At 58.7% G+C, this 13,957-nt stretch carries 11 protein-coding genes; 8 read left to right on the top strand and 3 right to left on the bottom strand.

What is annotated here, in order from left to right:
• Window positions 1–27 precede the first annotated feature (27 nt).
• Window positions 28–1,449 (bottom strand): chromosomal replication initiator protein DnaA, encoded by a 1,422-nt coding sequence (dnaA, locus tag B5520_RS15315; protein ID WP_079597942.1) that lies wholly within the window; start codon window positions 1,447–1,449, stop codon window positions 28–30.
• Window positions 1,450–1,916: 467 nt separating this feature from the next.
• On the opposite strand from dnaA, the gene rpmH reads away from it, so the two are divergent.
• The 8 genes from rpmH (at window position 1,917) to B5520_RS15275 (ending at window position 7,619) form a co-directional block, all read left to right on the top strand.
• On the top strand, window positions 1,917–2,054 hold the full coding sequence (gene rpmH, locus B5520_RS15310; RefSeq protein ID WP_003800212.1) for a 50S ribosomal protein L34: 138 nt from the start codon (window positions 1,917–1,919) through the stop codon (window positions 2,052–2,054).
• A gap of 41 nt (window positions 2,055–2,095) precedes the next feature.
• Window positions 2,096–2,506, top strand: a complete 411-nt coding sequence (gene rnpA / locus B5520_RS15305) for a ribonuclease P protein component (RefSeq protein WP_079597941.1) — start codon at window positions 2,096–2,098, stop codon at window positions 2,504–2,506.
• Window positions 2,499–2,891 carry a membrane protein insertion efficiency factor YidD gene (yidD, locus tag B5520_RS15300; protein WP_079597940.1) on the top strand — a complete coding sequence of 131 codons (393 nt, stop codon included), beginning with the start codon at window positions 2,499–2,501 and terminating at the stop codon, window positions 2,889–2,891. Before rnpA ends, yidD begins: the two co-directional genes overlap by 8 nt.
• A gap of 15 nt (window positions 2,892–2,906) precedes the next feature.
• Window positions 2,907–3,881, top strand: coding sequence for a membrane protein insertase YidC (gene yidC / locus B5520_RS15295; RefSeq protein WP_079597939.1), 975 nt, complete (start codon window positions 2,907–2,909; stop codon window positions 3,879–3,881).
• Window positions 3,881–4,447, top strand: coding sequence for a Jag family protein (locus B5520_RS15290; protein WP_079597938.1), 567 nt, complete (start codon window positions 3,881–3,883; stop codon window positions 4,445–4,447). The genes yidC and B5520_RS15290 overlap by 1 nt, the downstream gene beginning before the upstream one ends.
• Window positions 4,448–4,468: 21 nt before the next feature.
• Window positions 4,469–5,119, top strand: a complete 651-nt coding sequence (gene rsmG / locus B5520_RS15285) for a 16S rRNA (guanine(527)-N(7))-methyltransferase RsmG (RefSeq protein ID WP_079597937.1) — start codon at window positions 4,469–4,471, stop codon at window positions 5,117–5,119.
• Between the two features lie 89 nt (window positions 5,120–5,208).
• A complete protein-coding gene (locus B5520_RS15280) occupies window positions 5,209–6,276 on the top strand; it encodes a ParA family protein (RefSeq protein WP_303048429.1) in 1,068 nt (355 codons plus the stop codon).
• Window positions 6,277–6,341: 65 nt separating this feature from the next.
• A complete protein-coding gene (locus B5520_RS15275) occupies window positions 6,342–7,619 on the top strand; it encodes a ParB/RepB/Spo0J family partition protein (protein ID WP_079597935.1) in 1,278 nt (425 codons plus the stop codon).
• 4,850 nt (window positions 7,620–12,469) lie between these two features.
• On the opposite strand, the gene trxA is transcribed toward B5520_RS15275, so the two are convergent.
• Both trxA and trxB read right to left on the bottom strand, forming a co-directional pair.
• Window positions 12,470–12,796 carry a thioredoxin gene (trxA, locus tag B5520_RS15270; RefSeq protein WP_079597934.1) on the bottom strand — a complete coding sequence of 109 codons (327 nt, stop codon included), beginning with the start codon at window positions 12,794–12,796 and terminating at the stop codon, window positions 12,470–12,472.
• Between the two features lie 37 nt (window positions 12,797–12,833).
• A complete protein-coding gene (gene trxB / locus B5520_RS15265) occupies window positions 12,834–13,790 on the bottom strand; it encodes a thioredoxin-disulfide reductase (RefSeq protein WP_079597933.1) in 957 nt (318 codons plus the stop codon).
• Window positions 13,791–13,957 lie beyond the last annotated feature (167 nt).

Here is a 13,957-nt window from a genome sequence, read left to right as displayed (position 1 = left end):
CCTGTTAATAAGGTATAGGCGGGGCGCTTAGGAGTCGCGCTGCTGCTGCTTGATGCGGTTGGTCAGCTCTGTTACCTGGTTGTAGATCACACGGCGTTCGGCCATCAGCTCGCGGATCTTCCGGTCGGCGTGGATGACGGTGGTGTGGTCGCGGCCGCCGAGCTCCTGTCCAATCTTGGGCAAGGACATGTCCGTCAGCTCCCGGCACAGGTACATGGCGATCTGCCGGGCAGTCACCAAAGTGCGGGTCCGTGACTTGCTGCAGAGCTCTTCCATGCTGAGCTTGAAGTAGTCGGCCGTCTGCTGCAGGATCTGGCTCGAGGTGATCTCCTGGGCGCCGTCGTCGGTGATGAGGTCCTTGAGGACCATTTCCGCCAGCGCCACATCCACGGCCTCCCGGTTGAGGCTGGCGAAGGCCGTGACGCGGATCAGGGCACCTTCGAGTTCACGGATATTGCTGGAGATCTTGGAAGCGATGTACTCGAGGGCATCATCGGGCGCGGACAGACCTTCGCTCAGGGCCTTCTTGCGGAGGATGGCGATGCGGGTTTCAAGTTCCGGCGGCTGGATATCTGTCAGCAGGCCCCACTCGAAGCGGGACTTCATCCGGTCTTCGAACCCCGCGAGCAGCTTGGGCGGCTGGTCCGAGGTGATGACCACCTGCTTGTTGTTGTTGTGCAGCGAGTTGAATGTGTGGAAGAACTCCTCCAGCGTCCGGTCCTTGCCGGCCAGGAACTGGATGTCGTCGATGAGCAGGACGTCCACGTTCCGGTACGTGGTCTTGAAGCTGGCGCCTTCGTCATCGCGGATGGAGTTGATGAAGTCGTTGGTGAATTCTTCGGAGTTGACGTAGCGGACGCGGATACCGCTGTACAGGCGGCGGGCATAGTGGCCGATCGCGTGCAGGAGGTGGGTCTTGCCCAATCCGGAATCGCCGTAGATGAACAGCGGGTTGTATGCCTTTGCCGGGGCCTCGGCGACGGCGACGGCGGCAGCGTGGGCGAACCGGTTGGAGGAACCGATCACGAAGGTGTCGAAGACATACTTCGGATTCAGCCGGCCAAACTCATGGGAGGTGCTGGGAAGCATGGGCTGCGGCTTTTGCTCGATCAGCTGGTCCGAAGCGAAGGACGGCTCGACGGCGGGTTCGGGCTCCTCGTGGATGGGAACCAGGTCTGTGTCGACGTCGATGGCGCACCGGATGTCCTCGGAGAAGACGTTGTGCAGGGCATCATCGAGGGCGTCCTTGACCTGCGTCTGGAGGACTTCACGGGTGAGTTCATTGGGAACCGCCACCAGGAGGGTGGAGCCAATCAGGCCCTGCGCCTGGGCGAGGATGACAAAGCCACGCTGCCGCGGTGAAACACGGTGGTCCTGTTCCAGCAGGCTGACAACGCGCCGCCAGGAACTTCCGACAGTATTGGCGTGGTTGGCTTCGTCTACTGTCATCAATCGGTTCCCTCAAAACTTGCTTTGCCTGCATTGCCTGCAGCCGCAAGTCGTGAACCGCTATCGGTTCAGCTTCATCCACAGGGTTATGCACAGTCCGTGGATAATCGGCTACTGAGCCACTCTAGGGGATGAAAAGCCTAGAAGATAGCTGGCAAGTAGCTTGTGGATAATTACACGGTTGTTGTTCGAAAAAGGGGCTTGTGAGCCACTTCATCCACAGGCACGGCGGGTGGGTTAGGCACAGCTGGGGATAGCGTGGGGGCGACCAGCCGGTTTGACTCGAAGGCTTAAATTGCCCTAACGTTGTGAAGTCCTTTGTGTCCGCTTTTTGGCCCCATCTGAATCTCTCAGGCGCTCCGCGTTTGAGCAGCCGGGGGAAGCGTGCATATACAAAACTTAGCGTCGGCCAGTTCTTCCCCATACTGATCGGGTGGGCGCACCTTTGATCCACTGGAGTAACTAACGTGAGCAAGCGGACTTTTCAGCCGAATAACCGCCGTCGAGCCAAGAAGCACGGCTTCCGCCTTCGTATGCGTACCCGTGCCGGCCGCGCCATCCTGGCAGCCCGTCGTGGCAAGGGCCGTACCGAGCTGTCGGCTTAAATAACTGAACTTTTCGGTAGACATCTCTTTGCGAGTTTAAGGTGCTGGCCACCCGCAACCGCTTAAGGACTGCATCCGATTTTTCAACAACTGTACGTTCCGGTGTCCGCAATGGGCGCCGGAACGTAGTGTTATATGCGGCAGCTATTGCTGCCGACGAACCCAGCCGGATCGGGTTCATCGTTTCCAAGAGTGTAGGGAACGCTGTGGTCAGGAACCTCGTTAAGAGGAGACTAAGAGAAGCAGGTGCTGCGTCGCTGCGCGAGCATGGCACAGGCTTCGCCATAGTGGTCCGGGCGCTTCCTGCGTCCGCGACTGCCAGCTGGGATCAGCTGCTGTCGGACTACAACGCTGCACTGGAATCGACGCTGACCCGGCTGGCCGGCCGCCTCCCGAAGGCTGCCGCCAACGGTTCGGCCGGTACAACACAGGAGGGGACCCCGCGTGCGTAACGCCACCGCCGTCGTCGCCCGTCCCCATCCTGTTGCCGCCGCCGTCGGGATGTTCTTGTGGAACCTGCCCAGGAACATCCTCATCGTGTTGCTCAAGGCCTACCGCAAGGTGATTTCTCCCTTCTACGGCCAGGTCTGCCGATTCTTCCCTTCATGCTCGGCCTACGCCCTTGAAGCGGTTACTGTCCATGGAGCCGTCAAGGGCAGCTGGCTCGCAGTCAGGCGCCTTGGCCGCTGCCATCCATGGAATGCCGGCGGCGTGGACCATGTCCCCGCCGGTAAGCGGGATTGGCCGGAGAGCCAAGCCCCCACAATTGTTGTGCTGAACAACCCGGACAAGTACTTGGCTGCTCGGACTGATGAAGAAGGCCGCAGTGCGGCCTGACGAATAGGGATAAGTATGGACTTCTTTGAAACAATCATGTTTCCGTTCAAATGGCTTGTGTCCATCATCATGGTGGGCTTCCATGAGGGCCTGACTGCTATTGGGCTTCCTGAAGCCTCCGGCTGGACCTGGACCTTGTCCATCATTGGCCTCGTGCTGGTGATCCGTGCCGCCCTGATTCCCGTCTTCGTCAAGCAGATCAAGGCCCAGCGCGGCATGCAGTTGCTGCAGCCGGACCTGAAGAAGCTCCAGGACAAGTACAAGGGCAAGACGGACCAGCTGTCCCGCCAGGCAATGGCGCAGGAACAGATGGCCATGTACAAGAAGCACGGGACCAACCCGTTCTCGGCCTGCCTGCCCATGCTGATCCAGATGCCGTTCTTCTTCGCCCTGTTCACTGTGCTGTCCGGCATCTCCGGTGCCCGCGACAAGGGCGAGGGCATCGGTGCCATGAGCCACGACCAGGTGGTGCAGTTCGACGACTCCACCATCTTCGGTGCACCGCTGAATGCAACGCTGCTGCACGGCGGCGGCGGCGATAACCAGATCACTGTTGCCATCCTCTCGATTCTGATGATCCTGGCCATGACGGCCTCGCAGTTCATCACCCAGAAGCAGATCATGGCCAAGAACATGTCTGAAGAAGCCATGGCCAGCCCCTTCATGCGCCAGCAGAAGATGATGCTCTACATCCTGCCCATCGTCTTTGGCGTGGGTGGCATCAACTTCCCCATTGGCGTCCTGATCTACTGGACCACCACAAACCTGTGGACCATGGGCCAGCAGTTCTTCGTCATCCGCCGCATGCCGACGCCGGGATCCCCCGCCGCAAAGGCCCTCGCCGAACGCCGTGCCGCCAAGGGCCTTCCGGCCCTTTCGATCCTGAGCGGCAAGAAGGATGAAGCAGCGGACGCTGCTGCCGCGGCCGCCGTCGCTGAATCCAAGGGCCAGCGTGTCCAGCCACAACGCAAGAACAGGAAGAAGAAGTAATGTCAGCCGAGAGTACCGAACACGCCCTTTCTGAAGAGATCCTCGAAGATCAGGACGAGTCCGTGAACGAAGAAGCTTCCTCCCCCAAGGTTTCAGCTGTCAGCCGTCTTGAAGAAGAAGGCGACATCGCGGCGGATTACTTGGAGGAACTGCTCGACATCGCTGACATCGATGGGGACATCGACATTGAGGTCCGCAACGGCCGCACCTATATTTCGATCGTTGCCGAAGAGGAGACCGAAGGCCTGGACAGCCTGGTGGGCGAGGACGGCGAAGTCCTTGAAGCCCTTCAGGAGCTCACCAGGCTTGCTGTGCTGTCCGCGACGGAGAACCGTTCACGGCTGGTCCTGGATATCAACGGCTACCGGCAGGAACGCACCGGCCACCTGCAGAAGATCGCGGAAGACGCTGCGGCTACGGTGAAGGAAACCGGCCAGTCCGTGGCGCTGGAACCGATGAGCGCCTACGAGCGGAAGATTGTTCACGACGCTGTTGCTGACCTGGGCCTCGTCAGCGAGTCCGAGGGCGAAGGCACCGGACGCCACATTGTTGTTTCCGCAGACTAGAGAATTGCTGACCCGCTAATCATGGTTGACATCACGGCAGCTGAGCTTCTGGCCGCTGAGAAGATTTTCGGCGACCGGCTGGACCTGGCCAAGCGCTACGTCGAACATCTGGCTACTTCCGGAACAGAGCGCGGGCTGATTGGCCCACGGGAAATTCCGCGGCTCTGGAGCCGGCATGTACTCAACTGCGCCGTCATCGAAAGCGAGATTGCCCAGGGCAGCCACGTGGCCGACGTCGGAAGCGGCGCCGGGCTGCCCGGCCTCTGCCTCGCGATTGCGCGGCCGGACCTGGAACTGACCCTGATCGAGCCGCTGGAACGCAGGGTGATCTGGCTTCAGGAAGTGGTCGACGACCTCGGACTGGATAACGTGACGGTGATGCGGACCCGTGCTGAGCTGGCAGTGGGCCAAGTGGAAGCCGATGTGGTGACAGCGCGGGCAGTTTCTGCCTTGAGCAACCTGGCCGGCCTCACCATCCCCCTCCTGGCCGGCCATGGCGAGGTTGTTGCCATTAAAGGCCGCAGCGCGGCCGAGGAAATCGAGAAGGCCGCCAAGGTCATTCGAAAATTGGGCGGTGTTCAGACGTCTGTCCTTACAGTTGGTGACAACCTGCTTGAGGAGCCCACCACCGTAGTCCGCATCGTTGTGAACAAGTCCCAAAAGAAATCCTAATCAAGGCCCGGTGACCGAAGTCTGCCGGGTCAAGCAGTTAGGCTAGTCAACGGCAGCAAAATTGGCTGAACGAGAGTGAGTGTGCCCCAGTGACCAGTAGTGAAGCCTCCGCACAACGGATACCGCCGTTTGTGTCATTGGGGTCAGCTCGTTCTGTCGCTGGCCCGTTTTCGGTCCCCGGCAGAGGGGGAATTCACCCAAAACAAGTATCAAACCTTGGAACCTCCTCGCTTGTTTCACGTGAAACAACCTCAGCAGGTCGAACCAACATCATTGATGCAATCGACGATTCCAGCCCTATTGCGCGGGAGCTGGCCCATGAAACGAAGCGCCGTGAGCGCCTGATGGGACGTAAGCTGCCGCGTCCCGAAAAGACACGCATCTTCACCGTGTCCAACCAGAAGGGCGGCGTGGGTAAGACCACCACCACCGTCAACATCGCCGCCGCTTTGGCAGCAGCGGGACTGAACGTCCTGGTGATCGATATCGATCCCCAGGGCAATGCCTCCACCGCGCTGGGTATTGAGCACCATGCCGATGTGGACAGCATCTATGACGTCCTGATCAACGATGTTGCCCTGGCAGATGTGGTGGCCCAGTGCCCCGATATCGACAAGCTCATCTGCGCGCCGGCCACCATTCACTTGGCAGGTGCCGAGATTGAGCTGGTATCGCTGGTAGCACGGGAGCAGCGACTGCGCCGGGCGATCGACGTCTATGCAAAGACCCGTGAAAAGAACGGCGAAGAGCGTCTCGATTACATCTTCATCGACTGCCCGCCAAGCCTGGGGCTCCTCACCGTCAACGCCTTCTGCGCAGCCAATGAAGTCCTGATTCCTATCCAGTGCGAATACTATGCCCTCGAAGGTTTGAGCCAGCTTCTCAAAAACATCGAGATGATTCAGAAGCACCTCAACGCTGATCTCGTCGTCTCAACCATCCTGCTCACCATGTACGACGGCCGCACCAACCTGGCTGCGCAGGTTGCTGCCGAGGTGCGGACGCACTTCCCCGACCAGGTGCTGTCTGCAGTGGTGCCCCGTTCGGTACGGATCTCAGAGGCACCGAGCTACCAGCAGACGGTCATGACGTACGACCCATCCTCCAGTGGAGCCCTGTCTTACTTGGAAGCCGCTGCTGAAATAGCAGAACGCTAATATCTTCAACACTGCAACGACCGGAACCGGCTCACGCCTGGTTCTACCACTGGAGGGATTTACCCATGAGCGAGAAGCGACGGGGCCTAGGCCGCGGTCTTGGCGCGCTGATTCCAAGTTCCGCCGCGTCCAATGGGCAGGGTAACGGTGCAGCCGTATCCCGTCCTGTAGATCTCTTCTTTCCCGAGGGCAGAAGGAAGACCGAACCCTCGGACGAAAATGCCGCGGGCACAGCAAAGACCGTAGCCGAGAAGCTGACTGCCCCGCCGGCCCGGAAGGCCCCGGCGAAGTCGACTGCCAGGAACACCGCCTCCCCGGCTACCGATGCTACTTCCCGTACTTCCAGTGCTGCCACAGCCAAGAAGGTCGCCACTCCACCGGCTCCTCCAGCCGGGAGAGGTGAGTCTGACAATGCTGAGTCCGGCCAGGAGCCTGAGGTATCCCCCGAGGTCCGCCCGGACGTTGCTGCCGCCGAGCCTTTGGATGAGTTCGCCGGATCCAAGGCCGATGTTGAGCTTGTTGAAGTTCCGGGTGTCCGTTTTGCCGAAATACCCGTTTCCGAGATCCATCCCAACCGGAAGCAGCCGCGTTCCGTCTTCGATGAAGACGACATGGCCGAGCTTGTTCACTCGGTTCGGGAAATCGGCGTCCTCCAGCCAATTGTCGTCCGTAAATCAACCGAATCCCGTGGTGAGCCATATGAGCTCGTCATGGGTGAGCGTCGTTGGCGTGCCGTTCAGGCTGCGGGACTCGAAACCATCCCCGCGATCGTCAGGGATACCACCGACGATGATCTCCTTCGCGACGCATTGTTGGAGAACCTGCACCGCAGCCAGCTGAATCCCTTGGAAGAAGCTGCGGCTTACCAGCAGCTTCTGGAGGACTTTGGCACGACGCATGAGCAGCTGGCTGACCGTATCGGTCGCTCACGGCCCCAGGTGTCAAACACACTGCGGCTCCTCAAGCTTCCTCCGTTGGTGCAGCGGCGCGTTGCTGCGGGCGTTCTGTCCGCCGGTCACGCCCGCGCGCTGCTGTCCCTTCCAGATGCTGCCGCAATGGAGCGTCTGGCCCAAAAGATCGTCGCTGAGGGTATGTCGGTACGGGCCACAGAAGAGGCTGTCACTCTTTACCAGGACCCGACGAAGCAGCCGAAAAACAATGTGCCCCGTCCCGGCGCGCGTCATGAGCGTCTTGACTACCTCGCATCATCCTTGTCAGACCGCCTGGATACCAACGTGAAGATTTCGCTGGGTGTCAGGAAAGGAAAGGTCAGCATCGAATTCGCAAGTGTAGAAGACCTGAACCGCATCATGGATGTGTTGGCTCCCGGTTCAACAAACTAATCTTTTCCTAAAGGCCCGGTTCACCACGAACCGGGCCTTTTTTCTGCCTGAATATAGTTCTTTTGAATACGGGCGATCATTCAGATCCACATGCTGACCGTCGTCCGTTCGGTCATACGCAAAGGAACTTCAAGGATCCTCTCCAATCTGCTGCATCAAGTGCATGCGCAGTCTTTTCATGGATGGGACAGACACCGATATGTGAAGCATATGGGCCAGCATGGAAGCCCTGCCGGCGCGTGTACACCCCCTCAGGTCGCACTGCTTCATCGCTTCTATGGCAAGTGACAACTGGTCCACATGTTCGCAGCACAGTAATTCAGGTGAGACTTATCGGAGATGGCACCCGTGTGCTTGAGCGTCCTGGATAACGGGTCGTATGGCAACGCTACTGTTTCACGTGAAACGGCCCCGCTAGACGGGTGGCGGTGTTCGGCATGGTGCCCGCCATGGAGCGGACCGGAGTATCCATCCTCAGATCATTCAAGAGTCTCGAGGGCATCATGGTCCTGAAGGGCGATCAACAACGTTAGGAGCTTTTGATGGCCGCCGCAGGGGGTAGGCCGCTCCAGCGTATCGGCTTTGGAGCATCAGAACACGCGCTCGATCACGTGGTCCAAAGCGAAGGATGGCTCGACGGCCGGTTTCGGGCTCCTCGTGGATGGGGAATCGTTCCGCGCGAGGCTCTCGACCCTGATCGTTCGGCCTAGCAGAATCCTTGATGGGGTTCCTGGGGCCGCACCTATGCAGGCGTAGGGCCAAGCTGAATGCAGGTGTCACTGGACGCGGATAACTCCTGGCATCGCGTTGCCCTATTAGGCGAGCACCATTGTGCGTCCGGCACGGCGACAGCTGTACTGCACGTGTGCCGTCCCGAGGAGATCAAGCTGGAGTTTGTTCATGCGGCTTAGCACCAAAGGTGTTGGTAGCCTCTACGCATCAGCGCTTCCTAAGCATGATGCGGAGAAGGCCATAGTCGACACCTACGCAGTAGGCCGCGTACCCATCGTTCGCATGCTCCTTATGTCAGTATGGTGTTTTTCGCTCTGAGCCCGTGAGCCCCTGCCGCTCATTTGGCGCGGGAATTTGAGGCTCTCCATCCCCTCTCTCATGGACGGTGACGCGTCAGTGGTCGCGGCGCCCTCGATGTTTCACGTGAAACGGCGCCAGTCTCGCTGGCACCTTAGGGCGCCATCCCTGTCCCCTAGTGCTTTCCGAGCTCACTGGTGTCTAAACTCTCGATAGACCTCCGCTCCAAGGGCTGCCATCACTAGAACTGATGGTCGCCATGGCAAATCTTCGTAGGCCCCGATCGATGGCACCACACGGAAGGCTGCACTAGGAAGAAGGATCAGACGCCACCAGGACGACCCGGTCCTAGCGTTATGCCTTGATGAGCGGATTGGGGTCGCGCGGCAAGTGCGCAGGCCTCACAGGGCGGAGGGGGCGTCCGGGAAATTTGGAGTTGCAGCGAAGCGGCCGCGAGACGACCATATCGTCCGGCGTGGCCCCCCATCTCTGACGTACTCCTGTCAGTCCTGACTGAGTGTTTCACGTGAAACATAATGCCCGCCCTATTCCTCTCCCCCGATTGGATTCCACTAACCCCGCGCTGCTTTTGTGGTCGTCGATGCAGAACCCCTGCGCCGAGATCACATCAAGCCTGCGTTCACTATGCTCCGACGTGAAGGCACCAGTCTCAAAATGGACACTAGCTCTATGCTCTTTATCCGCCGCGGGAACTGGCGCCGACAACGGCGGAGTTCTACGGAGACCACTCCTTGCATTCGCGCTGTCTTTTCAGTTTGGCGTACAAGGACGCGAATGAAGGGTTGCAGTGATCAGGCACCCTTGGAAGCTGGGTGAACTACTTTCGTATGGTGCCGCGGCTGGCGATCAGCAGGGCGGCAGCACGGTCGAGACCTACGGCGGACCAACAACGTGTCGCAGTCGGGTGAACTTCTGGTCACAGCCAGCATTTCCAGTACAACGCCTTGTCACGAGCCCTTAGGTCGAACGGGACGACAAGGCCAGTCGAATTTCCACACTGACCTGCGAGTATGAGCAACATCATAGGCAGTGGATATCGCTGTGGATAACTTTGTGGATTACAGGGCGCCCAACCGTGGATAAGCGGCAAGGACTGTATGCGGGTGCGGGGCGCCTGGAAGGATAGGTCCCAATTTAGTGACATCCAGTTCGCCTAGCGCCCGTTCCCCGCGCACTCCTGTTTCACGTGAAACACCAAAGACGACACCGGAATGGGGACTATACCGCCAATATTCGCATGAATACGGTGGTTTAGAGGCGTTTAGCTGCGTCTTGTAATGCTGTCGGTTCAGATTGAAGGGCGGACCCTAGGCAGATAGAGCCACCTACCCTGCCCGACGCTACGCCAATGAGGGGAGGCGGTCTACCCGGACCACAACAAGCACGCATCGTAGGGCTGTGGATAACTACGTGGATAACCAGGGTGACCGCTTGTGGATAACCTGTGGATTAGAGTTGCGCATAGGAGTCTCCTGACCCGTATCAGGGGGGTATCGGCAGCGCGTCTCTCGCCGGACAAGGACGACTTGGAGTCGACTTTGTCTCCGTGTCGGGTCGGTAGGTGTGGTCGTCGGGACGGCGTGATGTACCGGGAACATGGATGTTTGAAGTGGAAGGCCCGGCTGAGCTTGTGTCTACTCGCCGAGGTGTGAATGCCCATATGGTAGGAACGCATCTGCCTACGAAGCGAAGGAAGTTCGGGGGCGAGTCCTTCCGATAGACGAAGTTGTCTTCCTCTGGAAGCTCGTTGTGCAATATGACTCAGGCAGTAACTGTAGTTGAGCCTCCAGTGGTACTGCATGTAGGTTCCGCTCTTCCGCTCATCTCCCCCAGTTCTTGGTACGGCGCCCCATCTTGGCCCTGTAGATCCTTCTTTCGCTACGGAGAGCCATTCCCGGCCTGTGCATTGGCAAGGTGCCGAGCGTCGTGGTTATCCACCGACAGCGGGCGGCCAGTGGTAGGCCGGGTTACGGGTGACTTTCTGGATGTCGGCCGACTTGAAGATTTGGCGTGGTTCAAGAGCGGGTGCAGCTCGTGCTTCTTGGCACCTCCGGCCGGCGGCCTTTCGTTTCACGTGAAACATTTAAAGATGCCGTTCCTCTATGGCTTCCTTGCGGGGTCTGCTCGGTCGCACTAGTCGGTCCTTGCTGAGGCAAGGCTGCCTAGGCCGGTACCGACTGTCGTGCCCTGATCATCTAGATCCTTTGTGTTTCGGCCAGCACGATCATCACACACGTTAGCGGTGGGTTCCACGTCGATGCCGCCGGCCAATCCCCTGGTGTTTCTGAAAACCGACAGGGCGGCAATCGTTGCTAGTGGCAGCGACGGATCAGGCGCGTGGTTCGAAAGCCTCGGCTGAAGCTCCAGCCTTTCGTTGACGTGACGACGCTGCCGGCGGCTACGATGTTATGTCACGACGAAGATGACGGCAGGCAGCTGAAGCTGTGTTCGCCTTCTTGCGGTGCAGTTGGAAAGACCATTCGACTCATCCAGTCTTTAGGCACAACATGCTTCTCTTGCCTGAGTAGACTCTTTGTCGTTCAGCACCCCGCTGATGATGGTCCTTCTTGACGCCTAGTCCCGGGCCCGAATGGTTTTAAAAGTTGGACGTTTGTAACGTGCTCTCGCATTCTGCGCTTGGAGCTGGCGCGTCGAAAGCGTGTGTCGACGGGCTGCGCCGGTGAAGAAGGGGGCGAGAATGCGAGACTCGTCCGGGTTCCCCCTGATTCGGGTCAAACGAAGAAGCTGCGATCGACGTGCGCGCACTCTTCGAACTAATGGTCCCCTATCGCTTGTCACCCGAGCGATCCAGTAATAGCTCCTAGGGGATGTATGATTCGCTTCGCCGTTGGCTGCGAAGGGCGTCGAGTATGCGATCAAGCTTGTATACGTGAAAGTAGGAAAAACGGCACTCAAGCATGCTTGCATGCCTCCTAGTCACTTTCCCCCGGTGTTGCGCTGTTTCACGTGAAACATGTTTTGCTCGCACCATAGCTGGTATCTCGGCACCAGCGGAGACTGAAAGGTTCGTGGATATACGCAAAGAGCACAATCGGGCTGTCAGCGGCGCTTATGAAGCGATGTGCAATTTACCTGGCGGTCGATGATGACGGTATCAGGTGCATCGGCAGAAGGCGCCCTTCCCCACGGCGGAGCTGGGGAGTGCGAAAATGGTGGGTCCTATGTTTCACGTGAAACAGTACAACAGCAAGCGAGTCGTCGGCCTGAGCCAATGCGAACCGTCCGCGCGCCCTCCGTCATGGGGGCGCCAATTGCAGGCGTACGAGCAGCACTCGGCTCGTCAAGCCCTATTTGACCATCCCAGTGGTCGCCAACTGATTCCCTTGACGATGCTTACTTGAGGTTGTGACAAATACCGCCTGCTTGCCGTACTCCGGACCATAATGAGAGCACACTCGTGCAGTGCATAATTAGCATCCGCTGGGTTCGCGGCAGCCGTAGGGACACCAGGACGCAGCTCTTCCCTGTCATCTTCGCGAACCCGCGGCCAGCTGTATCGGGGAGCAGAAGTCCATCTGCCGCCATCTAACAGGAGTAGCGCCTTACGGTCCGGCTTGTTTCACGTGAAACATAAGTATGGGTGCACGTTTGCATCCCGTGACACGTCTAATCCCCAATATGGTCGATTTGGTGCTGCTAGCGTTTCGAAGGGCAACCCAAGGGACCATCGCACACGAGAACACAGGATCCTGATGTACCGAACAAACAAAAAGTGGCCACTACCCGAGGGCAGTGACCACTTTCGAATGTCTCAGATAGTAATCCGAGAATCGGAATCCCTAGGAAAGGACGTCGGAGAATTCCTTTTCAAAGAACTGCTTCGGCTTCGCACCGATAACCGTGTTCTTCACTTCGCCGCCCTGGAACAGGTAAACGGCAGGAATGGACGTGATGCCGTACTCCGCGGCGATGGCGGGGTTGTCATCAACATTCACCTTCACGACATCAACCTTCTCGCTGTACTCAACGGAGATCTCGTCGAGAATCGGACCGAGCTTGCGGCACGGACCGCACCATTCCGCCCAGAAATCCACGATAACCGGCTTGTCGGAGGACAGTACGTCCGTCCCGAAGCTTGCGTCAGTTACATCTTTTGCGTTGCTCATATACCTTGTCTTTCTTTCCAATAGGGATGGGCGAAACTTATGCGGCCAGATCTGCCAGGTAGTGCTCCACGTCGATGGCGGCTACACAACCTGAGCCGGAAGCTGTGATTGCCTGCCGGTAGGTGGGGTCGACAACGTCGCCGGCAGCAAATACTCCGGGAATGCTGGTACGGGAGCTGCGCCCCTCCACGGCAATGGTTCCCTCCGGGGTCAGTGCCAGGACATCCTTCACGAGGTCCGTCCTCGGGTCGTTGCCGATAGCGACGAACACACCAGTAACGGCAAGATCGGAGACAGTTCCGTCAACCAGGTTCTTCAACTTAAGTCCGGTGACTTTGTCTTCGCCAATAACGTCATCCACAGTGCTGTTCCAGATGAAGTTGATCTTCTCGTGGGCCAGCGCACGGTCCGCCATGATCTTGGAAGCCTTGAGCGAATCACGGCGGTGTACAACCGTTACTGATTTCGCGAACTTGGTCAGGAACAGTGCCTCTTCCATTGCGGAGTCTCCGCCACCGATCACAGCGATGTCCTGGTCCTTGAAAAAGAAACCGTCGCAGGTTGCACACCAGCTGACACCGTGCCCTGAAAGGCGCTTCTCGTTCGGCAGTCCCAGTTCCCGGTATGCAGAGCCGGTGGAGAGGATGACGGCCTTTGCCCGGAAGGTCTCCCCCGTGGCGATGGTCACCGTCTTGACCGCGCCATCGAGCTCAAGTGCGGTGACATCCTCAAACTGGATTTCGGTGCCAAAGCGGGCAGCCTGCTTCTCGAAGTTCTCCATGAGGTCCGGACCCATGATGCCGTCGGGGAAGCCCGGGTAGTTCTCGACATCAGTGGTGTTCATCAGTTCACCGCCGGCGGTTACGGAGCCAGCGAGCAGCAAGGGCTTGAGATTTGCACGGGCCGTGTAGACGGCAGCCGTGTAACCCGCCGGACCGGAGCCGACAATGATGACATCACGCACTTCGGACGCGGTGTTTTCTTCGATGGTCACTGAACGGTGAACCTCTTCCTTATTTGACGCACCTCCCCGTGGAGGCCGGCCATATGGCACAACTGCTACTGGATGCTGGATATTCCGGCGACTGGACATGGAAGACCGCCGGTAGACGGCATCATGCCATCTCCGCCAGACGCTCTTTCCAGATTACCGTCCCACAG

It is taken from the genome of Arthrobacter sp. P2b (assembly GCF_900168295.1).
Taxonomy (GTDB): domain Bacteria; phylum Actinomycetota; class Actinomycetes; order Actinomycetales; family Micrococcaceae; genus Arthrobacter.
Note: the sequence above shows the minus strand (reverse complement) of the source record. Positions and strands in the feature narration are given on the sequence as shown.